Source organism: Bradyrhizobium sp. 153, assembly GCF_023073835.1.
In the GTDB taxonomy this organism is placed as follows: Bacteria; Pseudomonadota; Alphaproteobacteria; order Rhizobiales; family Xanthobacteraceae; genus Bradyrhizobium.
The window spans coordinates 414,908-435,362 of record NZ_JADPKH010000083.1; the positions used below are offsets into that span (position 1 = coordinate 414,908).

Genomic DNA, 20,455 nt, shown 5'->3' on the forward strand with positions numbered 1-20,455 from the left:
TGGCTTCTTGGACAATTCAGATAAAATTGGACCTATCTGCGCATTTTCGCAGCGTTACAGCCTGATCGTGCCGTCCACGATTTGCGCATGGGCCTCGGCGTCGAGCGCGACATAGGCGCCGGATTTCGGGTCCAGCATGAACAGCGGATCTGCTATCGCGTCCGGATCGAAGCCTTCGCGCGCGAGGTCGCCCTTCTTCTGCTTGAAGGTCTCGGTCGCGTCGATCTCGCAGCAGATACGGATGAAAACGGGGCAGGCATAGGCCGGCAGGCGCTGTCCCAGATGCGCGGGCAGCGCGGCGATGTCAAAGCCCTCGTTCACGACAAGCGCGCTCATGCCGGCGCGACCGTCAGTGCCGGGGATGCTGACACCGTAGGTGGTAGCATCAATCACGCCGGTGAAATCGCGCACGGCATCGTTCACCTCCGACGCCGCGACGTTCTCGCCCTTCCAGCGGAAGGTGTCGCCGATGCGGTCGACGAAGTGGAAGAAGCCCTTGTCGTCGAGCCGCATCAGGTCGCCGGTGCGGAACCAGGCATCGCCCCGGGCAAAGACGTCGCGCAGGATCTTCTTCTCGGTCTCGCCCGCGTCGGTATAGCCCTCGAAACGGCCGCCGCCCTGGTCCGCGGTACCGATGCGGCCGATCGCTTCACCGGCCTCACCGCGGGCGCAGGCGATGCAAAAGCCTTCTTCGTTGCGTAACGGCGCGCCGCTGTCGGAGTCGAGCTTGATGAGGCTCGCGGGAAAGCGGTGCGCGAGCAGCGGTGGAATGCGGCCGATCGCGCCGGGCTGCCCCTCGACGTTGAACAGCGAGAAATTGCCTTCGGTCGCCGCATAGAATTCGAGGATGCGGGGAATGGAAAAGCGCGCCTGAAAGTCTTCCCAGATGTCGCCACGCAGGCCGTTGCCACAGACGAGCCGCAGACGATGCGCGTTCTCATATTCCGACGGCGGCGCCTTGAGCAGATAGCGGCAGAGCTCGCCGATGTACTGGAACAGCGTGCAGTCATGCCGGACGATGTCGGACCAGAAATGCGAAGCCGAAAACTTTTCCGCAATCACCACCGACCCGCCGGCAGCCAGCATGCTGCAGGGCGCGACAATGCCGCCGACCGAGTGGAACAGCGGCAGGCAATCGTAGAGCCGGTCCTGCGGCGTCGCCCCGGTGAGGCCGGCGAACCAAAAGCCCCAGTTGAGGATGCGGCGGTGGCTGATGCTGGCGGCCTTCGGGAGGCCGGTGGTGCCCGAGGTATAGATCAGCAGCGCGCGGTCATCGATGGCGACGTTGCCATATTCGTCCGGCGAGAGCGCTCCATCGTCGAGCGCGGCCAGCGCCACGTCGATCGCGCGTTCGCCGCGGGCATCGCCATGGGTCCAGACTTTTGCTTCGGTCTTCAGATACGGCGCGGCGCTGTCCAGCATCCCCGTCAGCTTATGCGCAACGATGACATGCGACGGCTTTGCGACATCGATGCAATGCGCGAGCGATTGCCCAACGAGTTTGGTGTTGATCAACGCGGCCACGCCGCCGACACGGCTGATGCCGAGCCAGGCCGCGACATAGTCGATGCCGTTCGGCATGATCAGAGCAACGGTGTCGTCCTTGGCAATCCCAGCCGAGCGCGCCCAGCGCGCATAGCGGTTGATCCTCTTCGACAGGCCTTCGTAGTCGAGAGTGGCCTCGTCCATGACCAGCGCTGCGCGATCGGGCTGGCGTCGCGCCCAATCGTCGACGACGTCAGCGAACAGACGGCCCGGCAAAGTCTCGATCCGCGCGGTGAGCTCGATCGCCTTCAGCCAGATTTTCGAAGCCGAGGGCGCGCGCGCGACTTTCGGTTGCTCAATGACACTGGTGGTCATGCCGTTCATTCTCTCAGGCCGTGTGTGCTGATCCAGCAGCTTAGACCTGCGAGCCTGCCCAGATGTTAAGAGACAGGGTAAACCCGGTTAGTACGGGATTAACGCTGGTGACCCTTGGTCAAGCCGGAGGGATCGGCGGCATGCCGATGGCCGAGACGATCGCTGGCGCAGGTGGTGGAGTTGCCGGGGTTCAGGAAGGGGTAGCGGTAAGCCCCAGGCGAGGCGGAGCGGCAATCCGCCCGGCCTTAACCGTTTAGCCTGTAACGCGGGCGCGAGGCCGGGGCGTTGACGGGATAGTACGGATTAAGGTCGCAGGTCGCGGCGCGGCCCGACGCCGTGGCGCGGCACTGCGGTACCGAGATGAACGAACAGTCGTACCACTCCCCGCCCCCGCCGTTCGCGCCGGAATAGACGTGCATGCAGATGGGATAGCGGGGGTCGAAAGTCTGCGCATGCAGCGGCGCGGCCGCCAGCATGGCACCGAAAGTCATGATCAGGCCGAGTGAGTGGCGCATGAAGACAGTCCTCAGAAGTCGCAGCGCTAGTGCACCTTCTTGTGGCGGCGGCGCGGCGGCGGCGGTTCATCGAAGGCGTAATAGGGATTGACGTCGCAGCTGGCCGAGCGGCCCGACGCCGTGGCGCGGCATTGCGGCAGCGAGGTGAACGAGCAGTCGAAATAGTCACCGCCGCCACCGGTGAAGCCGCCGGGCGTATAGACGTGCATGCACACCGGGTATCGCGGATCATAGGTCTGGGCGCTGGCATCTGACGCGCCCAGCACCGTGAAGACCGCGATGAGCATCAAGATTGACAGACGCATGGCGAAACCTCGAATTGGTCAGGCGCCGGCGCGGATGCCAGCCGCCTCATATGGCATAACACCACGCAAGAGGCGACTGTTCCCAGGGACAGATGACGGCAAGGTGAGTGGAGCAAACTAGCCGCCGAGCCCCTGCAGCACGAGGCGGTTGAGCCTCGCCGCAAACGCCGCCGGATCTTCCGGCAATTCGCCATCCAGGATCTGCGCCTGTTCGAGCAGGAGGAGACTGAGATCATCGACCACCTTCGAGCCCGCCTGCGCCTTGGTGATCGCGCCCACCATCGGATGGCGCAGATTGATCTCGAGGATCGGCTTGGTCTTCATGCCGCGATTCTGCTGCGCCAGGATGCGCTCCAGTTCGCGACTCGGACCCCGGCTGTCGGCGACGAGACACGAGGCCGAGCTGGTGAGCCGCGTCGAGGCCTTGACGTCGCTGACGCGCTCCCCGAGGGCGGCCTTGATCACCGCGATAGTGGCGGCTTCATCCGCCTCAGGCTCATCCTTTTTCGCCTCGTCCTTGTCGTCGACGCGCGGGATCAGGTCGAGGTTGAGATCGCCCTGGCTCAGCGATTTCAGCGGCTTGCCCTCGAATTCCGAGGGCATCGAGGTCCAGAAGGCATCGACGGGATCGGACAGCAGCAGCACCTCGATGCCGCGCGCGGTCGCGGCCTCAAGCCGCGGATTGGACTTCAACCGCTCGATGCTGTCGCCGACGAGATAGTAGATCTCGGTCTGGTTCGACTTGAAATCGGCGATCACCTGCTTCAGCGACCGCTTCTCACCCGACGTCGTGGTAAAGCGCGACAGCGCCAGCAGCTTTTCACGACGTTCGAAATCCTCGTAGATGCCTTCCTTCAGCACGGCGCCAAAGGCATCCCAGATCTTGGCGAAATTCTCCGGATCCTTCTCGGCGAGGCTTTCGAGCTCGGACACGACGCGAGTCGCCACGGCTTTGCGAATCTGCGCGAGCTGCGGATTGTTCTGGAGCATCTCGCGGGAGATGTTGAGCGGGAGATCCTCGCTGTCGACGACGCCGCGGATGAAGCGGAGATAGCCCGGCAACAGATCGGCATCATCGGTGATGAAGACGCGGCGGACGTAAAGCTTGACGCGGCCCTTGCGGTTCGGCTCGAACAGGTCGAACGGTTTCGTCGACGGCGCGAACAGCAGCACGGCGTAGGAATAACGGCCTTCGGCGCGGTAATGCAGCGTCACCGCGGGATCATCGAAGGCGGAGGCGATCTGCTGATAGGCCTTCTTGTAGTCGTCTGCGGTCAGCTCGGATTTCGAGCGCTGCCACAGCGCGCTTGCCGAATTGATCTGGCGCGGCTCGCCCTCACCAGGCACGAGCTCGATGGGAAACAGGATGTTGTCGGAATAGGCACCGACGATGCGCTCGATCTCGTAGGTCTCGAGGTATTTTTTCGCGTCTTCCTTCAGCTGCAGGACGATCTCGGTGCCGCGCGCCACGCGTGCCGCGTCCTCGTCACTGGCACGGGCGATCTCGAACCCGGAGCCGCCGGAGGACGTCCAGCTCCAGACGTCACTCTCACCGGCACGGCGGCTGATCACGACGATCTTCTCGGCGACCATGAAGGCGGAATAGAAGCCGACACCGAACTGACCGATCAGGCCAAGGCCGTCCTTGGCTTCCTTCAGCTTCGACACGAACGCCTTGGTGCCGGAGCGGGCGATGGTGCCGAGATGATCGATCAGCTCCTGTCGCTCCATGCCGATGCCATTGTCCGCCACCGTGAGCGTTCCGGCTGTCTTGTTCGGGATGATGCGGATCTTGAGCGCCTCGCCGTCACCCAGCAGCGCCGGATTTGCGATCGCCTCGTAGCGCAGCTTGTCGCAGGCATCGGAGGCATTGGAAATGAGTTCGCGGAGGAAGATATCGGTTTCCGAATAAACGGAGTGCACCATGAGGTGCAGCAGTTCGGAAACTTCGGCCTGGAAAGGCTGCGTATGCACAGCCGTATCTGACGTCGTCATGCGCTTACCCGGTCAAATCAAAGGGAGGAACCCGGATATAGCGCGACGACACGGCGGATCAAGAGGATGTGATGGGGCGCGGCAGAGCCTGCCTTGACTGGACGAATGCCCAGATCAGGTCACGCAGCGGCCGGGCTGGAGCAGCTTGGCGATCTCGGTCAGAGAGCTGACCATCGGCTCGCAGGCGATCGTCGGCTTGCTGCGGGCCTTCTGCAGGGTCTGATTCTGGTTTTGGAGCAGCACCGGCGGCTTCGCATTGCCGGTCTCGATCACCGCCGGCACCCGCAGCAGCACCGACGTATCGGCAAGGTCATTCAGTCGCATCGACACGGTTCGGGTCGGAACCGGTGCCGGTTTGATCTCGCCAAGGCGGTCGGCCTTGCCGGTTCGGTTGACGTTGTGGCTTGGCGCGTAGTTGGTGCTGTGACTGGGAATATCGGCGACCGCCTGCCAACGGTCGGCCAGATCGTGGCCGGAGGCCAATTGCACCGCGCCCAGCGTCGCGGCAATTGCGACGGCGCCTAAAAATGCCTTTTGAGTCTGTGACATGGCTGTCGATCCCTCGCCCCATGGCGATCGCGGGAACAACGCTGACCAAGGATCAGGGGTTCTCGGGCGTCACGATCACTTAACCGTGTGCGAAAAAGTCGCCGGCCGCGCAAAATATTTTGCAAGGCGTGGAACGACTTTCGCGGGCAGGAGTCGTCTCAGCAGCCGGCTATTCCCCCCTGCCCCATAAGCCGGCGACGTAGGGCGCGACTGTGGTGATGCCAGTCGCGCCTTACTTTTGTCTGGGGCTCACTTTTGCTTCGCGTTATTTGGCCATCCCCGCCAGCCAGTCCCGCCCTTCACCATAGAGCTTCTCGACTTCAGGCCCGGTGAGGCCCGGCATGTCGCGCTTGACCTTGTAGCCGATCAGCTCCTGCATGTAGGCGAGGTGGCGATAGGCTTCGGGAAGCGCGGCGAGCGCTTTCTGGTCGAGCTGAAGCGGCGCGGCGGGATCGACCGGATCGATCCGGTCCTTCTCGTAGATCGGCTGGCGGCGGACAATCCCCCATTCGCCCTGCCGCTTCTCCAGGAAATCGTAGAAGCGTCCGGTGCAGACGACGTCGCAGAGCACGTCGTGCACCAGGGCACGCTGCGAGATCGTCATCTTGGTTTGGGCGATGGCCCGGTCGCCCTCGAGGTCGATGCTGGTGCCGCCGAGGAAATGCAGGATGCGCACGCCCTTGGCGAACCCCTCCTGGCTGACGCGCATGAAATCCCGCGCCGGCCCCTGAAACCAGGTGGCGGACATCCAGCCTTCATCATGCCAGACGGTGGCAAAGCGCTCCCAGTCGCCGGCGTCGCGCCACACCGCCCAGTTCTCGACGAGGTCGCGGATGGCGAGGCGATCGAGGAGTTGCTGGTCCATGTGCACGCTTCCGAGGGAAGTCCGATGCACGAGGTATGAGCGGCCAATTCGACGCCCGTCAAGCCGTGGCATGCAAACACTGAGAATCCGGCGTGCCTTTGCAGCACGCCGGATCAATCTTGCGCGGGAGCCTCTATCAGGCCGCCGGCGCCTTTGGCGTGCGGTTGCGCGAATTGCGCTGGAAGAACAGCGCCTGGCTCGCCACCGCAGACACCATCGCCGGCTGGAACGGTTTTGAGATCAGGAACGCGGGCTCGGGGCGCTCGCCTGTGAGGAATCGCTCGGGGTACGCGGTAATGAACACCACCGGCACCTCGAAGGTGCGGAGCAGCTCGTTGACGGCGTCCAGGCCGGACGAACCGTCGGCGAGCTGGATGTCGGCGAGGATCAGGCCGGGCCGCTTGTTCTTGGCCAGCGCCACCGCATCGGCATGGGTGCGCGCGACGCCGACGACGTTGTGGCCGAGATTCTTCACCAGGCTCTCGAGGTCCATGGCAATGAAGGTCTCGTCCTCGATGATCAGCACGTCGGTGGCGATCTCGGCCGCCATCTCGCGTCCAGCAGCGTCCGCAAGCCGCCGCGTCTCGCTCACGTCGGTGCCGAGGATGAAGGCGACTTCCTCTTCCGAAAAGCCCTCGAGCGAGAGCAGCAGGAAGGCCTGCCGTGGCAGGGGTGTGATGTTCGACAGCCGCCGCTCCGGCGGCATCGGCAGTGTCGTCACCTCGGCATCATCGTTGACGGAGACCGAATTCCAGATCTGGGTGAACAGCCGGAACAGGCCGGCGCGCGGCCCATGGCTTTCGTCGAGCACCGACGGATCGCCAAGCATGGCTTCCAACATGGCCGCGACATAGGCGTCACCGGAGGCCTGGCTGCCCGTCAGGGCGCGTGCATACCGGCGCAACAGCGGCAAGTGTTCAGCAACGAGCTGTGAACGGGACATCCCCACTCCATTCATCTTCGGGCCAGCCTTGAGGTCACCCTTAGGTCAGGCGTTACGCGGGGGGCCCGGGTTCCCCTGCTCGGCTGTTTACGCCTCAGCTTCAGAAAAGTTCCGCATTGCGCGGAACTTTTTCTCGCAGCTCGCATTGTGCCTATCCAGGGAACGGCTCCCGGTTGAGAAAATTTCTCGATTTTACAGTCACTTAACTCGGGGAAACGTGGAACAGGTCATGAAAGATCTCAAGTCTCAAGCCAGCAAAAGCACGACCCCCGGCAAGGGAGGGCTCACTCCGGAGATCCAATCCCGGATCGGGCATCAGCTGCGCGCCATGTACGACGATGTGGTGCGGCAGGGGGTTCCGGATCGGTTCGCTGAACTGATCAAGAAGCTTGATGCACAAGGAGCGACTTCCCAAGTGGAAAATGAGGGCGGATCCAACGACAACAGCAATGGGAGGGATTAATGCCTCTCACCGACTCCCTGCGTAACGACATCCTGGCGGCCGTGCCGAGTCTGCGCGCGTTCGCGATCTCGCTCAGCGGCAATGCGGACCGCGCTGACGATTTGGTGCAGGAGACACTGCTTCGCGCGCTCGCCAACATCGATTCGTTCCAGCCTGGCTCCAACCTGCCGGCGTGGTTGTTCACGATCCTGCGCAACCTGTTCCGCTCCGACTATCGCAAGCGGCGGCGGGAGGTCGAGGACGCCGAAGGCAACTACGCCAAGACGCTGAAGACGCAACCGTCACAAAATGCGCATCTCGAGTTCGAGGAGTTTCGTACGGCGCTCGACAAGCTTCCACAGGACCAACGTGAAGCGCTGATCCTGGTCGGCGCCTCCGGCTTCTCCTACGAGGATGCGGCCTCGATCTGCGGCTGTGCCGTCGGCACCATCAAGAGCCGCGTCAACCGCGCCCGCTCGAAGCTCGCCGCGCTGCTCTATGTCGAGGGCGCCGAGGACTTTGGGCCCGACGAGACCGTGCGGGCCGTGATCGGCGGCAGCGGCGGCTGACGGCGGCGTCAACTGGGTGAGACAGACAAAGGCGGCCGCTTCCGCGGCCGCCTTTGTGCGTCGCCGATGGTGCCAAGCTCGCAGCGCCGATCACTCGTCCACGAAGATCACGCTATCGGCCACACTCGCCCGCGAGGTGCGGTAGCTGTTGACCTTGTGCGCGTGGTCGGCATAGCCGAACGAGATGCCGCAGACGATCCGGCGATCGTCGGGCAGGCTGAAGTGGCGGCGGATCAGACCGGAATGGCGTGCCAGCGCCGCCTGCGGAATGGTGCCGAGCCCAAGCGCCTGCGCGGCCAGCATGAAGTTGGAGACATAGGCGCCGCAATCGATCGCGCCATAGATGCCGAGCGGCTCGTTGGTGTGAATGATCGCGACATGCGGCGCGCCGAAGAAATTGTAGTTCTCCAGTGCCTGCCTGGCATAGGCCGCCTTGTCGCCGCGGGCGATGCCGAGCGTGTTGTAGAGCTGAAAGCCGCTTTCGCGCCGGCGTTCGAGATAGACCCCGACATATTCGCGCGGCGGGGTGAAATCGTAATCGTCGCCAAGACCGCCGGAGGCTTCCGTGTAGATCGCCTGGCGAAAGCGCTCCTTGGCCGCGCCGCTGGCGATGACAACCTGCCAGGGCTGGCTGTTGCACCAGGACGCCGTGCGCTGCGCCGTCTTCAGCACGTGTTCGATCGTGGCGCGGTCGACTTCCTTGGGGAGGAAAGCGCGAACGGAGTAGCGCTCGTTGAGCAGCTCTTCAAGCACGCCGATGCGGTCGGTTTGTTTCACTTGTGCGTCCATGGATCAGCTCGCGTTGTCCTCGTAGGGTGGCAAAGGCGCGATAGCGCCCTGCCCACCGGCAAACTTACCCCTGAGCATCTGCATAGGGTGGGCACGCTTCGCTTGGCCCATCCTACGAGATACCGCGAGGCGTGAGATCACCGTCCCTTGGTCGGGATCTTGTTGTACGGCACATCCTTGTCGACGCGGATGTCGCCCGGCAGACCTAGCACCCGCTCGGCGATGATGTTGCGCAAAATCTCGTCGGTGCCGCCGGCGATGCGCATCGAGGGCGAGGACAGCAGCATTTGCTGGAACTGGCCCTGCACCGTCTCCTCGTCGCTGCCTGTCAGAACACCGGCTGCGCCCTGGAGGTCCATGGCGTAGGTCGCGATGTCCTGGAGCATCATGCCCGAGACCAGCTTGCCGATCGAATTCTCCGGGCCCGGTCGCTCGCCCTTCGACAGCGCCGAGATCGCGCGGTAGCTGGTGTATTTCAGCCCGCTCGCCTTCACGGCCCAACTGGCGAGCTTCGAACGCACGGCGGGATCGTCGATCGCAAGCCCGTCCTCCAGCATCAGATTCGAGCAGAACTCGAATATCTCAGGCACGCCGGTTGCGAGCCGCGCACCGATCGACATGCGCTCGTTCATCAGCGTGGTCAGCGATACGCTCCAACCCTCGCCGACAGCGCCGAGGCGCTGGCTGTCGGGGATCACGACGTCGGTGAAATAGACCTCGTTGAACTCCTGCATGCCGTTGGCCTGCTTGATCGGGCGCACCTCGACGCCCGGGCTCTTCATGTCCAGGACGAACATGGTGAGGCCCTTGTGCTTCGGCACATTCGGATCGGTGCGCGTAATCAAGAGGCCGTAGTCGGAATAATGCGCGCCCGAGGTCCAGATCTTCTGGCCATTGACGACCCAGCTATCGCCCTTCTTCTCGGCACGGGTGCGGAGGCCCGCAACGTCGGAGCCGGCCGACGGCTCCGAGAAAAGCTGGCACCAGATCTCCTCGCCAGAGGCGAGCTTCGGCAAGTATCGGCGCTTGGCATCTTCGCTGCCGAAGGCCATCACAGTCGGGCCGCACATACCTTCACCGATCTGGAACGGTTGCGTCAGCTTGCCGTAGACGCCCTCTTCCTGTTGCCAGATGACGCGTTCGATCGGCGTCGCGCCGCGGCCGCCATATTCCTTCGGCCAGTGCAGGCAGGCCCAGCCACCTTCGGCCTTCTTCTTCTGCCAGGCCTTGCCGACATCGACGATGTCTTGCTTGGCGAGGCGGATTCGGCCGAGCGAAGATTTTGATAACTCGGCATGGAGTTCCTTCGGCGCGTTGGCCTCGACCCATTTGCGCGCGGTCTCGCGGAATGCGGCCTCTTGCGGGGTGTCGTCGAAATTCATCTTCGAACTCTCCTCTCCCTGCCCCGGACGCTGCGCAGCGCAAAGCGGTGCGCTCTCGAGCCGGGGCCCATTGTAGCTCGGGGTCCCGGCGCGGCGGAGCGGCACTTCGTACCGCACCGCCTCCGGGACATGATTAACCTCTTCCCTTTGTCGGGATCTTGTTGAACGGCACGTCCTTGTCGACACGGATGTCGCCCGGCAGGCCCAGCACCCGCTCGGCGATGATGTTGCGCATGATCTCGTCGGTGCCGCCTTCGACGCGCGTACCCGGTGCACGCAGCAGCATCGCCTGGAAGCGGCCCGCGACTTCGGCATCCTCTGGACCGCTGACGACACCAGCCGCACCTTGCAAGTCCAGCGCGTAGGTCGCGACGTCCTGGATCATCGAGCCTGCCACCAGCTTGCCGATGGAATTCTCCGGCCCCGGCCGCTCGCCCTTCGAGAGCGCCGAGATCGCGCGCATGCTGGTGTAGCGCAGGCCGCTCGCCTTCACCGCCCAGTTCGCCAGCTTCGCGCGCACGGCGCGATCATCGATCGCAGGACCGTCGTCGAGCATCAGGCTGGAGCAATATTCGAACAGCTCCGGAAAGCCGGTCGAGACGCCTGCGCCGATCGACATGCGCTCGTTCATCAGCGTGGTCAGCGAGACATTCCAGCCGTCACCGACCTCGCCGAGGCGCTGGTGGTCGGGGATGCGGACATTCGTGAAATAGACCTCGTTGAAATCGGACGCGCCGCTCGCCTGCTTGATCGGCCTGACCTCGACGCCCGGGCTCTTCATGTCCAGGAAGAACATGGTGAGGCCCTTGTGCTTAGGCACGGTCGGATCGGTGCGGGTCAAGAGGATGCCGTAGTCGGAATAATGCGCGCCTGATGTCCAGATCTTCTGGCCGTTGATGACCCATTCATCGCCGTCCTTCTCCGCGCGAGTACGAAGCCCCGCGACGTCCGAGCCGCCGGCCGGCTCGGAGAAGAGCTGGCACCAGACCTTCTCGCCGGAAGCGAGCGGCGGCAGATAGGTGCGCTTATGTTCCTCGCGCGCAAATGCCATCATGGTCGGCCCGCACATGCCGTGGCCGATGATGAACATGTGGGAGAGCTTTCCGAACGGGCCCTCCTCCTGCTGCCAGATCACGCGCTCGATGGGCGATGAGCCGCGGCCGCCGTACTCCTTCGGCCAGTGCAGGCAGGCCCAGCCGGCATCGGCCTTCTTCTTTTGCCAGGCCTTTGCGACCTCGAGAATGTTCGCGTTCCTGAGCTGGGTGCGGCCGAGCGAGGACTTGCGCAGCTCTTCTTCGTATTGCTTGGGCGCGTTCGCATCAATCCATGCGCGGGCGGTGGCGCGGAATGCGGCCTCTTGCGGGGTGTCGTCGAAGTTCATGGCTCTTTCTCTCTGTCATTCCGGGGTGCGCGTAGCGCGAACCCGGAATCTCGATGTTATTCACTCATCTCCAGATTTCGGGTTCGCCGCTTTGCGGCGCCCGGAATGACGACAACGTTACGCCGCGTTCTTCTTCCGCATGCGGTCGATCAACTGGTCTTCCCAATAGGTGAGGCTGCCGAGCCCGAGCGCCATGGCGTTGGCGCGGCGGTAGTACATGTGGCAGTCGAACTCCCAGGTGAAACCCATGCCGCCGTGAACCTGGATGTTGTTCTTGGCGCAGTGCTGGAACGCCTGCGTCGCGCTGATGCGCGCGGCGGCGGCGGCTTCCGGCAATTCGGCTGCGCTGGTCGAGAGCGCCCAGGCACCGTAATAGCTGTTGGAGCGTGCCAGCGTCGCCGAGACATACATGTCGGCGAGCATGTGCTTTACGGCCTGGAACGAGCCGATCTGCCGGCCGAAGGCGATGCGGTCGAGCGCGTAGTCGCGGCCCATTTCCAGGGCGCGGTCGGCGCCGCCTACTTGCTCGAACGCGCACAGCACCGCGGCGCGGTCGAGCACCTGGGTGAGGATGCTCCAACCCTCACCGATGCCCCCCAGCGGCTCGGCCTTACAGTCCTTGAAGGTGATCTCGGCCTGCCCACGGGTCGGATCGAGGTTGGTGAGGCTTTTCACCTCGGCGCCGCCGGCCCTGAGATCGACCAGGAACAGCGAGATGTCATTCTCACGTCCGCTCGATCCTGTGCGCGCGGCGACCACCGCGAAATTGGCGATGGCGCCGTCGGCGACCGGCTTCTTGACTCCGTTGAGCGCGCCATTCGAAGCGGCCAGCTTGACATTCTTCGGCGACGGATTGCCCTTGCCTTCGAACAGCGCCAGCGTGCCGATCGCCTCGCCCGAGGCAATAGCGGGCAACCACTTTTTCTTCTGCGCGTCACTGCCGGCGATCAGCAGCGCTTCGGCGGCGAGGTAAACAGTTGAGGAGAACGGCACCGGCGCGTTCGCGCGTCCCATTTCCTCCGCGATCACGCAGAGCTCGAGATGGCCGGCGCCCGCACCGCCGAACTCTTCCGGGATCGCGACGCCGAGAAACCCCATTTCGGCAAGGCCCTTCCACAACTCCTTGTCATAGGACGCCTTGCCGTCGAGGACGACGCGTACGGCCTTGGGCGAGCACTTTTCGGTGAGGAATTTGCGCGCTTGGTCGCGGAGCTGCTTCTGGTCGTCGGAGAAATCGAAGTTCATGGCGGGCTACCTTTTTATTCGTCGTACTCATTGAAGCCGTCATTCCGGACCTGGCCCTTTGGCCATCCCGGAATGACGAGGTTGAGAGTGTTGCGCATTCATCGCAGCACGATCACATCTTCATCCGGCTCATCCGCATAAAGCCGCTCCACCAGCGCTGCGCGGCGCTCCAAGCCGGCGCGCTGGTTGATGTAGCCCTTATCAGTGAGCTCGTTGCCGTCGATGGAGGGCGGTTCGGCCATCAGCATGGCACGCGCGATGATGCGGCTGCTGGCGCCTTCGCATTCCCGGTTGTGCGTCTCCAGCCCGCGCCTGAAGCAAGCGATCACCTCGGGGTGCCTGACCGCATCCGCAAAGCTCAGATCGGGATTGCCGACGAGTTGGCGACAAGCGTGCAGGTTCGGCCAGGCCAGCAGGCCGATAAACGGGCGATCCTGTCCCGCGACCAGCGCGTCATGCACGACGGGCGTTGCGGCCGCGATCGCATCGGTCCGGAGTGAGCCGACGTGCACGAAGGTGCCCGTAGTGAGCTTGAAATCCTCCACCACGCGCCCGGCAAAGATGATGCCCTGCACCGGATCCTTCTCGTCGACGAAGATGCCGGCATCGCCGATGCAGTAAAAACCCTCCTCGTCAAACATCTTCTTCGTCAGCTCAGGCTGACCGAAATAGCCGGGCGTGACGTTGACGCCACGCAGGCGAAGTTCGTATTTCGAGCCGCACGGCACCATCTTCAATTCGACCCCGGGGAACGGGAGCCCGATCAGGCCGACGCGCTCGGTCTCCCAATACGTGCCGGTCGAGGTCGGCGCGGTCTCGGTCGAGCCCCAGCCGGTGTAGAACACGATGCGCTCACCGGTCGTCTTCACCGCGAGCGCCTGCATGCGATCGTAGAGATCGTCCGGCAGGCGCGCGCCGCCATAGGCCATGATCGACAGGTTCTTGAAGAACGAGCGGCACAGCGCGTCGTCCTTCTCCATCGCCGCCGCCAACGCAGCATAGCCGGCCGGCACGTTGGCGTAATAGGTCGGCGAGATCTCGCGCAAGTTTCGCAGCGTCTCTTCGAACTGGCCCGGCACCGGCCGGCCGTCATCGATATAGAGTGTGCCGCCATCGACGAGGATCGGGTGGAACGCCGCATTGCCACCCATGGTGTGGTTCCAGGGCATCCAGTCCAGCATGGTCGAGATCGGGCCGCTGGGATCCCGGGGCCGCACCTGCATCATCATCGCCGCATTGGCGCACATCATCGCTTGCGTGTTGATGACGGCTTTTGGCATGCCGGTCGAGCCGGAGGTAAACAGCAGCTTGCCGATGGTCTGGGGCGTGATCTGTGCAACCGACGCTTCGACCTCGGCGGTCACCGGCGTTGCGGCGAGTTCGGCAAAGCCGACGCTCTTGATGCCATCGCAGGGGCGCGCGACGTGAACGACGGTAACGCCGGTGAGGTCGAGCGCCTTCAGTGCCTTTTCGAAGATCGGGCCGTCCTGCACCATCACCACGGCCGGCTGGATCAAATCGAACAGATATTTCAGCTTGACGTGATCGTGGCTCATCAGCGAGTAGGCCGGCGACACGGGAGCCGCCGGAACGCGCGCCTGCATCGCGGCCTGCGTCATCAGGGCGTGCTCGATCGAATTGCCGGAGAGGATCGTGACGGGTCGTCCCTCGAGCTTGAGGTTCAGCAGCGCTTGCGTCAGCGCATCCACGGTGCGCTTGGCTTCGCCATAGGACACTTTGCGCCATTCGCGATTCACTCCGCCGCGCTGCGCGAGCCAGATGCGCTCGGGGGCCTGTTTCGCCCATTTCGCCAGCGAAGCTGGAATGTGCTTCTCGTAAGGCTGCAGCGGAATGCGCGACTTCAGCACCACCGTGCCGTCGCCGCGGCGCTCGACGGCGATGTCGCGCGCGAGCCACTCGACCTTGCGAAAGGCGGGCTTCGTCATCACCGCCGCCGCGCTTCCACTCATTTTGCGTCTCCCGGAATTTCTTGTCCTTGGCGGATCTTTGTCTTTAGCGTTTGATATAGACAGGCTTTCGCTTCTCAAGGAAGGCCCTGATGCCTTCCGAAAATTCCTCGGAACGGCTGCACAGGACCTGGTTGCGGTCTTCCATTGCGATCGCAGCTTCCAGCGAACCGGCATCGACGCTCATGTTGAGACATTCCTTGGAGAGACTCAGCCCCACGGGCGAGGCCGTCATCATCGCGTTGACATAAGGCGCGGCTGCATCATCGAGCTTGTCCTCGTCGACGACCTCCGAGACGAGCCCGACCGCGAGCGCGCGCTCGGCGCCGATGAAACGCCCCGTCAGGATCAACTCGGACGCCACCGACACCCCGACGAGCCGCGGCAGGAAATAGCTGGTGCCGATGTCGCAGCCGCCGAGGCCGAGCTTGATGAAAGCGCAATTCATGCGCGCCGATTTCGTGGCGATGCGGATGTCGGAGGCAAGCGCCAGCGCAAAGCCGCCGCCCGCCGCGGCGCCCTGCACAAGCGCTAGGATCGGCTGCGGACAGCGCCGCATCAACATCACGATGTCGGCGATGCGCCGCTGCGAATCCAGCGACTCGGTAACGCCAGGCGGCTCCTGCTGGCCGGCGCGACGAGCCATCGCGGCCTTGAGATCGAGGCCCGCGCAAAAATTCGTGCCGGCGCCGCGCAACACCACGACGCGCGTGTCGCGGTTGCGCTGAAGCCCCTGAAAGTAGACGTTGAGCGCATCGATCAGCGCCGGATCGAGCGCATTGAGGCTTTCAGGACGATTCAGCGTCACCCGGTCAACGCCGTCATCATGCTCGATCAGCAGCGGTCGGGACATGGGGGCCTCGTGCATGCGCGCGGGAGGTGCCTATTATTGTGCCCTCTCCCCTTGTGGGAGAGGGCATGCACGTCGGTAGCCACGAGTTCGCTCGGGTGAGGGGTCTGCGTCCGCGGATAGAGACCCCTCATCCGGCGCTTCGCGCCACCTTCTCCCACAAGGGGAGAAGGGAAGAGAGCCTTACCGCGGCGCCATGCGGATGGCGCCGTCGAGACGGATGGTCTCGCCGTTCAGCATCGGGTTCTCCACGATGTGCACGGCGAGCATGCCGTATTCGTTGGCGTCGCCGAGGCGTGAGGGATGCGGCACCTGGGCGCCCAGGCTCTTGCGGGCCTCCTCGTTGAGACCCATCAAGAGCGGCGTGAAGAACAGGCCGGGCGCGATGGTATTGACGCGGATCTTCTGGCTGGCGAGGTCGCGCGCGGCCGGCAGCGTCAGGCCGACGACGCCGCCCTTCGAGGCCGAATAGGCGATCTGGCCGATCTGGCCTTCGTAAGCGGCGACCGAGGCTGTGTTGACGATGACGCCGCGCTCTTCGCCGATCGGCTCGATCGTGACCAGGCGCTCGGCGAACAGGCGCAGGCAGTTGAAGGTGCCGATCAGGTTGACGTTGATGATGCGGGCGAACTTTTCCAGCGGGTAAACGCCGTCGCGGCCGACGATACGCTGCGAGCCGCCGATGCCGGCGCAGTTCATCAGTACGCGCGCCACGCCATGCGCGGCTTCTGCCTTGGCGATCGCTGCCTTGATCTGCTCTTCGCTGGTGACGTCGGCATGGAGCGCGACGCCCTTCACTTCGGCAGCAACCTTCTCGGCGTTTTCCTTGCTCTGGTCGATCACGCCGATCTTGGCGCCCTTGGCGGCCATGGCCCGGGCGGTCGCGGCACCAAGCCCCGAACCGCCGCCGGTGATGAGAACGGCTACGTCTTTCAACTGCATCGCTTGTACCTTTCCTTGGGCGTTTCTTCTCTGGACTTGAAAGTTCGGCCGGATCACCCGGCCGCGACAGCTTCCTCGGCTTGCGCGAGGATGCCGCCGCAGATCAGCGTTTCCATGTGTTTGATGTATTGCCGGCAGACTTCGTCGGTGACCGGGCCGACCCCGGTCGCGCGCGACATCGCGTGCCGGCCGAAGAACAGATGGTCGCAGGCGCCGATCAGGCTGGTGTAGAACAGCACCGGATCGGTGGCGCGGAATTCGCCGGCTCGCTCGCCCTCGGCGAGCAGGCGGCGGTGAAAGTCGAGCAGCGGCGCCACGAAGAACTTCGAGACCTCGTCGGCGGAGCTCGCATTGGTCTCGTGCAGCAGATAATGGATCAGCCGGTTCATGTACGGGAACCGGTAATAGGCGCGGATGATACCGCCGATGTGCAGTTTCAGCTTCGCGGTCGGTGTGATGGGCTGCGCCAGCAGGTATTCGAGATTGGACAGCTCGGTCGCGGCATCGCGCGCGAGCAGTGCCAGCAGCAGGCCGTCCTTGTTGCCGAAGTGATATTTGACCAACGCGGCGTTGGCGCCCGACTTCTGCGCGATGTCGGAGAGCGAGATCTCGATCGAGGAGCGTTCGATCATCAGCTCGCTTGCGGCCACGAGCAATTTCTCTGCCGTGGAATTCTTCCCGCTGGGGAGCTTGGTCGGTACGCTGGTAGCCACAGAGATCCCTGAACATGCCTCGTGAGGCGCGCAGATAAGCCCAAGCCGCGCCGCATCACAAGAGTTAATTGATCGATTGACTAAACGATCTCGCGCCCCTTAAATCCCTCCCCGACAACCAACCCCAATCAAGAAATTCAGGGAGAAACCGACATGGCCGAGGCTTACATCGTCGCCGCTGCGCGTACCGCGGGCGGGCGCAAGGGGGGCCGCCTCGCCGGCTGGCATCCGGCCGATCTCGCCGCCAAGGTGCTGGACGAGCTGGTCGACCGCACCAAGGTCGATCCCGCCCAGGTCGAGGACGTGATCATGGGCTGCGTGATGCAGGTCGGCGAGCAGTCCAACAACGTCGCGCGCAATGCGGTGATGGCCTCAAAACTGCCGGAGAGCGTGCCGGGCACGTCGATCGACCGCCAGTGCGGCTCCTCGCAGCAGGCGCTGCACTTCGCCGCGCAAGCCGTGATGTCCGGTGCGATGGACGTCGTGATCGCGGCCGGCGTGGAATCGATGACGCGGGTGCCGATGGGCCTGTCGTCACAGCTCCCGGCCAAGAACGGTTTTGGCAATTACAAGAGCCCGGGCATCGAGAAGAAGTATCCCAACATCGTCTTTAGCCAGTTCACCGGCGCGGAGATGATGGCGGAGAAGTACGGCCTCTCCAAGGATGAGCTCGACGAATATTCCTACAACAGCCATCAGCGCGCGATCGCGGCCACCCAGGCCGGCCACTTCAAGAAGGAGATCGTGCCGCTCGAGATCACCCGTGCGGACGGCAGCAAGGACACCCATCACATCGACGAGGGCATCCGCTTCGACGTCAGTCTCGACGGCATCAAGGGCGTCAAGCTGATCGCCGAGAACGGCAAGCTCACCGCGGCCAGCGCCAGCCAGATCTGTGACGGCGCTTCCGGCGTCATGGTGGTGAACGAGCGCGGCCTTAAGCAGCTCGGCGTCAAGCCGCTCGCCCGCATCCATCACATGACCATGACGGGCGGTGATCCCGTCATCATGCTCGACGCCCCGCTGCACGCGACCAAGCGCGCGCTGGAGAAGGCCGGCATGAAAATTGGTGACATTGACCTGTTCGAGGTCAACGAGGCCTTCGCCTCGGTGCCGACCGCGTGGCTGAAGACCACCGGCGCCGACCCGGAGCGTCTCAATGTCAACGGCGGCGCCATCGCGCTCGGCCATCCCCTCGGCGGCTCCGGCACCAAGCTGATGACCACGCTAGTCCACGCCCTGCACCAGCGCGGCAAGCGCTACGGCCTGCAGACCATGTGCGAGGGCGGCGGCATGGCCAACGTGACGATCGTGGAGCGGCTGTAAGCCTTCGCGTGTCCCGGTCGCGCTGCAGCGTGAAGCGCGGCGGCGCAGAGCCGGGGCCCATGCCTCACAGTGGACCCCGGATCAGCAGCGCACCACTGCGCGATGCGCTGCGTCCGGGGAACGCCACACCTAACTGAACAAGCAGAGACATGACTCACCCCTCCATCCACGCCCGCACCACGCCGAACAAGAGCGCCTATCGAATGGCCGGCAGCGGCAAGGCGATCACCTATCGCGAGCTCGACGAGCTCTCGAACCAGGGCGCGCATCTGTTCCGCTCGCTTGGCTTGAAGGCCGGCGACCACATCGCGCTGTTAATGGAGAACCGGCTCGCCTTCATGGAGATCTGCTGGGCCGCACAACGCAGCGGGCTCTATTACACCGCGATCAGCCGCTATTTGAAGCAGGACGAGATCGACTACATCGTGAAGGATTGCGGCGCCAAGGTCGTCATCACCACACCGAAATGCGCCGACCAGATCAATGGCCTGATCAGGGGCGCCGCCGGCGAGCCGATCTTCTACATGATGGACGAGCCCTCACCGGGCTTCCGCTCCTACGACAACGAAGCCGCCGCGCAGCCGACGACGCCAATCGCAGACGAGGTCGCCGGCTACGACATGCTCTACTCGTCCGGCACCACCGGGCGGCCCAAGGGTGTCAAGAAGGCCTTCGAAGGCAAAGCGATCGACGAGCCGAATCCGTTTCTGCGCGTGCTCTGCGCCGACATGTGCGGCATGAACGCCGAAAGCACTTACCTCTCGCCGGCGCCGCTCTATCACGCGGCTCCGTTGCGCTTCAACATGATGGCGATCGTGCTCGGCGGCACCTCCATCATCATGGAGCATTTTGACGCCGAGGAATTTTTGAAGCTGGTCGAAAAATACAAGGTCACGCAGTCGCAGCTGGTGCCGACCATGTTCGTGCGCATGCTGAAGCTGCCGGACGAGGTGCGCACCAAATACGATGTCTCCACACTCAAGGGCGCGATCCACGCCGCCGCGCCCTGCCCTGTCGATGTCAAAGCCAAGATGATCGAATGGTGGGGACCGATCCTGATCGAGTATTACGCCGGCTCGGAAGGCAACGGCGTCACGGTCTGCACTTCGCAGCAATGGCTGGAGCACCGCGGCAGCGTCGGCCGCGCCGTGGTCGGCACGATCAAGATTCTGGACGAGAACGACGAGGAGCAGCCGGTGGGCGAGATTGGCACGGTCTATTTCGCGGACGCGCCGGCCTTCACCTATCACAACGACCCCGAGAAGACGAAGAAGGCCTACAACGCCAAGGGCTGGTCGACGCTCGGCGACGTCGGCTATCTCGACAAGGACGGCTTCCTCTACCTCACCGACCGCAAATCCTACATGATCATCTCCGGCGGCGTGAACATCTATCCGCAGGAGACCGAGGACGTGCTCATCACCCACCCCGAGGTCGCCGACGTCGCCGTGTTCGGCGTGCCGAACGAGGAGATGGGCGAAGAGGTGAAGGCGGTGGTGCAACCGCACGACATGAGCCGTGCCGGCAAAGCACTCGAAGCCGACCTGATCGCCTATTGCAAGCACCGCCTCTCCGCCATCAAGTGCCCGCGCTCGATCGATTTCGAAGCCGAGCTGCCGCGCACGCCGACCGGCAAGCTGGTGAAGCGGCACTTGCGCGACAAATATTGGCCGAAGACGGCCGCGAAGATTTAGGGGCCGCTCACCTCCCCTGGAGGGCAGGGCTATCGCATGTGGCCGAGGAGCTCAAAAAGAAAGGCATCGTTCCACCCGGCGCGCTTGAGCTTGAGGCGCAAGGAGATGGTGGTGTCAGGGTGA

General features: G+C 63.8%; 19 protein-coding genes. 4 read left to right on the plus strand and 15 right to left on the minus strand.

The features are described from left to right. Positions 1 to 54: 54 nt before the first annotated feature. The 7 genes from IVA91_RS22635 to IVA91_RS22665 all read right to left on the minus strand — a co-directional run bounded on the left by IVA91_RS22635 (position 55) and on the right by IVA91_RS22665 (position 7,032). Positions 55 to 1,869, minus strand: a complete 1,815-nt coding sequence (locus IVA91_RS22635) for a long-chain-acyl-CoA synthetase (RefSeq protein WP_247417157.1) — start codon at positions 1,867 to 1,869, stop codon at positions 55 to 57. A gap of 236 nt (positions 1,870 to 2,105) precedes the next feature. Continuing rightward, a complete protein-coding gene (locus tag IVA91_RS22640; RefSeq protein WP_247277725.1) occupies positions 2,106 to 2,375 on the minus strand; it encodes a DUF3551 domain-containing protein in 270 nt (89 codons plus the stop codon). A 26-nt stretch (positions 2,376 to 2,401) separates the two neighbouring features. Then, positions 2,402 to 2,680 (minus strand): DUF3551 domain-containing protein, encoded by a 279-nt coding sequence (locus IVA91_RS22645; protein ID WP_247277726.1) that lies wholly within the window; start codon positions 2,678 to 2,680, stop codon positions 2,402 to 2,404. Positions 2,681 to 2,797: 117 nt separating this feature from the next. Continuing rightward, positions 2,798 to 4,675: a molecular chaperone HtpG gene (gene htpG, locus IVA91_RS22650; RefSeq protein ID WP_247459127.1), complete on the minus strand. Its 1,878-nt coding sequence runs from the start codon at positions 4,673 to 4,675 to the stop codon at positions 2,798 to 2,800. Between the two features lie 114 nt (positions 4,676 to 4,789). Next, a complete protein-coding gene (locus tag IVA91_RS22655; protein WP_247277728.1) occupies positions 4,790 to 5,224 on the minus strand; it encodes a hypothetical protein in 435 nt (144 codons plus the stop codon). A 265-nt stretch (positions 5,225 to 5,489) separates the two neighbouring features. Further along, positions 5,490 to 6,089 (minus strand): nuclear transport factor 2 family protein, encoded by a 600-nt coding sequence (locus IVA91_RS22660; protein WP_247459128.1) that lies wholly within the window; start codon positions 6,087 to 6,089, stop codon positions 5,490 to 5,492. A 136-nt stretch (positions 6,090 to 6,225) separates the two neighbouring features. Further along, positions 6,226 to 7,032, minus strand: coding sequence for a response regulator (locus IVA91_RS22665; RefSeq protein ID WP_247277730.1), 807 nt, complete (start codon positions 7,030 to 7,032; stop codon positions 6,226 to 6,228). 229 nt (positions 7,033 to 7,261) lie between these two features. Between IVA91_RS22665 and IVA91_RS22670 the strand changes: the two genes are divergently transcribed. Continuing rightward, the gene (locus IVA91_RS22670) at positions 7,262 to 7,495 is read left to right on the plus strand and encodes a NepR family anti-sigma factor (RefSeq protein WP_247277731.1); all 234 of its coding nucleotides are present in this window, start codon (positions 7,262 to 7,264) and stop codon (positions 7,493 to 7,495) included. Further along, positions 7,495 to 8,043, plus strand: a complete 549-nt coding sequence (locus IVA91_RS22675; RefSeq protein ID WP_008543571.1) for a sigma-70 family RNA polymerase sigma factor — start codon at positions 7,495 to 7,497, stop codon at positions 8,041 to 8,043. The genes IVA91_RS22670 and IVA91_RS22675 overlap by 1 nt, the downstream gene beginning before the upstream one ends. A gap of 90 nt (positions 8,044 to 8,133) precedes the next feature. Here IVA91_RS22675 and IVA91_RS22680 read toward each other — a convergent pair whose 3' ends face one another. The 8 genes from IVA91_RS22680 to IVA91_RS22715 all read right to left on the minus strand — a co-directional run bounded on the left by IVA91_RS22680 (position 8,134) and on the right by IVA91_RS22715 (position 17,312). Then, the gene (locus IVA91_RS22680; protein WP_247277732.1) at positions 8,134 to 8,832 is read right to left on the minus strand and encodes a nitroreductase; all 699 of its coding nucleotides are present in this window, start codon (positions 8,830 to 8,832) and stop codon (positions 8,134 to 8,136) included. A gap of 137 nt (positions 8,833 to 8,969) precedes the next feature. Continuing rightward, a complete protein-coding gene (locus tag IVA91_RS22685; RefSeq protein WP_247277733.1) occupies positions 8,970 to 10,214 on the minus strand; it encodes an acyl-CoA dehydrogenase in 1,245 nt (414 codons plus the stop codon). Positions 10,215 to 10,347: 133 nt separating this feature from the next. Further along, a complete protein-coding gene (locus IVA91_RS22690; protein WP_247277734.1) occupies positions 10,348 to 11,595 on the minus strand; it encodes an acyl-CoA dehydrogenase in 1,248 nt (415 codons plus the stop codon). A gap of 117 nt (positions 11,596 to 11,712) precedes the next feature. Next, a complete protein-coding gene (locus IVA91_RS22695) occupies positions 11,713 to 12,840 on the minus strand; it encodes an acyl-CoA dehydrogenase family protein (protein ID WP_247277735.1) in 1,128 nt (375 codons plus the stop codon). A gap of 98 nt (positions 12,841 to 12,938) precedes the next feature. Further along, a complete protein-coding gene (locus IVA91_RS22700; protein ID WP_247277736.1) occupies positions 12,939 to 14,810 on the minus strand; it encodes an AMP-binding protein in 1,872 nt (623 codons plus the stop codon). 43 nt (positions 14,811 to 14,853) lie between these two features. Then, positions 14,854 to 15,660, minus strand: a complete 807-nt coding sequence (locus IVA91_RS22705) for an enoyl-CoA hydratase-related protein (RefSeq protein ID WP_247277737.1) — start codon at positions 15,658 to 15,660, stop codon at positions 14,854 to 14,856. Positions 15,661 to 15,840: 180 nt separating this feature from the next. Beyond that, positions 15,841 to 16,599 (minus strand): SDR family NAD(P)-dependent oxidoreductase, encoded by a 759-nt coding sequence (locus tag IVA91_RS22710; protein WP_247277738.1) that lies wholly within the window; start codon positions 16,597 to 16,599, stop codon positions 15,841 to 15,843. Between the two features lie 53 nt (positions 16,600 to 16,652). After that, entirely contained in the window at positions 16,653 to 17,312 is a 660-nt protein-coding gene (locus IVA91_RS22715; protein ID WP_346015514.1) for a TetR family transcriptional regulator, read from the minus strand. 153 nt (positions 17,313 to 17,465) lie between these two features. On the opposite strand from IVA91_RS22715, the gene IVA91_RS22720 reads away from it, so the two are divergent. Both IVA91_RS22720 and IVA91_RS22725 read left to right on the plus strand, forming a co-directional pair. Continuing rightward, on the plus strand, positions 17,466 to 18,638 hold the full coding sequence (locus tag IVA91_RS22720) for an acetyl-CoA C-acetyltransferase (protein WP_247277740.1): 1,173 nt from the start codon (positions 17,466 to 17,468) through the stop codon (positions 18,636 to 18,638). Positions 18,639 to 18,787: 149 nt separating this feature from the next. Further along, the gene (locus IVA91_RS22725; RefSeq protein WP_247277741.1) at positions 18,788 to 20,332 is read left to right on the plus strand and encodes an acyl-CoA synthetase; all 1,545 of its coding nucleotides are present in this window, start codon (positions 18,788 to 18,790) and stop codon (positions 20,330 to 20,332) included. Positions 20,333 to 20,455 lie beyond the last annotated feature (123 nt).

What these genes read in the sequence shown, in the direction of transcription:
- IVA91_RS22675 (WP_008543571.1), top strand. Translation starts at nt 7,495, where the DNA reads ATGCCTCTCACCGACTCCCTGCGTAACGACATCCTGGCGGCCGTGCCG.
- IVA91_RS22660 (WP_247459128.1), bottom strand. Translation starts at nt 6,089, where the DNA reads ATGGACCAGCAACTCCTCGATCGCCTCGCCATCCGCGACCTCGTCGAG.
- IVA91_RS22670 (WP_247277731.1), top strand. Translation starts at nt 7,262, where the DNA reads ATGAAAGATCTCAAGTCTCAAGCCAGCAAAAGCACGACCCCCGGCAAG.
- IVA91_RS22705 (WP_247277737.1), bottom strand. Translation starts at nt 15,660, where the DNA reads ATGTCCCGACCGCTGCTGATCGAGCATGATGACGGCGTTGACCGGGTG.
- IVA91_RS22720 (WP_247277740.1), top strand. Translation starts at nt 17,466, where the DNA reads ATGGCCGAGGCTTACATCGTCGCCGCTGCGCGTACCGCGGGCGGGCGC.
- IVA91_RS22640 (WP_247277725.1), bottom strand. Translation starts at nt 2,375, where the DNA reads ATGCGCCACTCACTCGGCCTGATCATGACTTTCGGTGCCATGCTGGCG.
- IVA91_RS22695 (WP_247277735.1), bottom strand. Translation starts at nt 12,840, where the DNA reads ATGAACTTCGATTTCTCCGACGACCAGAAGCAGCTCCGCGACCAAGCG.
- IVA91_RS22635 (WP_247417157.1), bottom strand. Translation starts at nt 1,869, where the DNA reads ATGAACGGCATGACCACCAGTGTCATTGAGCAACCGAAAGTCGCGCGC.
- IVA91_RS22665 (WP_247277730.1), bottom strand. Translation starts at nt 7,032, where the DNA reads ATGTCCCGTTCACAGCTCGTTGCTGAACACTTGCCGCTGTTGCGCCGG.
- IVA91_RS22685 (WP_247277733.1), bottom strand. Translation starts at nt 10,214, where the DNA reads ATGAATTTCGACGACACCCCGCAAGAGGCCGCATTCCGCGAGACCGCG.
- IVA91_RS22645 (WP_247277726.1), bottom strand. Translation starts at nt 2,680, where the DNA reads ATGCGTCTGTCAATCTTGATGCTCATCGCGGTCTTCACGGTGCTGGGC.
- IVA91_RS22710 (WP_247277738.1), bottom strand. Translation starts at nt 16,599, where the DNA reads ATGCAGTTGAAAGACGTAGCCGTTCTCATCACCGGCGGCGGTTCGGGG.
- IVA91_RS22690 (WP_247277734.1), bottom strand. Translation starts at nt 11,595, where the DNA reads ATGAACTTCGACGACACCCCGCAAGAGGCCGCATTCCGCGCCACCGCC.
- htpG (WP_247459127.1), bottom strand. Translation starts at nt 4,675, where the DNA reads ATGACGACGTCAGATACGGCTGTGCATACGCAGCCTTTCCAGGCCGAA.
- IVA91_RS22680 (WP_247277732.1), bottom strand. Translation starts at nt 8,832, where the DNA reads ATGGACGCACAAGTGAAACAAACCGACCGCATCGGCGTGCTTGAAGAG.
- IVA91_RS22725 (WP_247277741.1), top strand. Translation starts at nt 18,788, where the DNA reads ATGACTCACCCCTCCATCCACGCCCGCACCACGCCGAACAAGAGCGCC.
- IVA91_RS22655 (WP_247277728.1), bottom strand. Translation starts at nt 5,224, where the DNA reads ATGTCACAGACTCAAAAGGCATTTTTAGGCGCCGTCGCAATTGCCGCG.
- IVA91_RS22700 (WP_247277736.1), bottom strand. Translation starts at nt 14,810, where the DNA reads ATGAGTGGAAGCGCGGCGGCGGTGATGACGAAGCCCGCCTTTCGCAAG.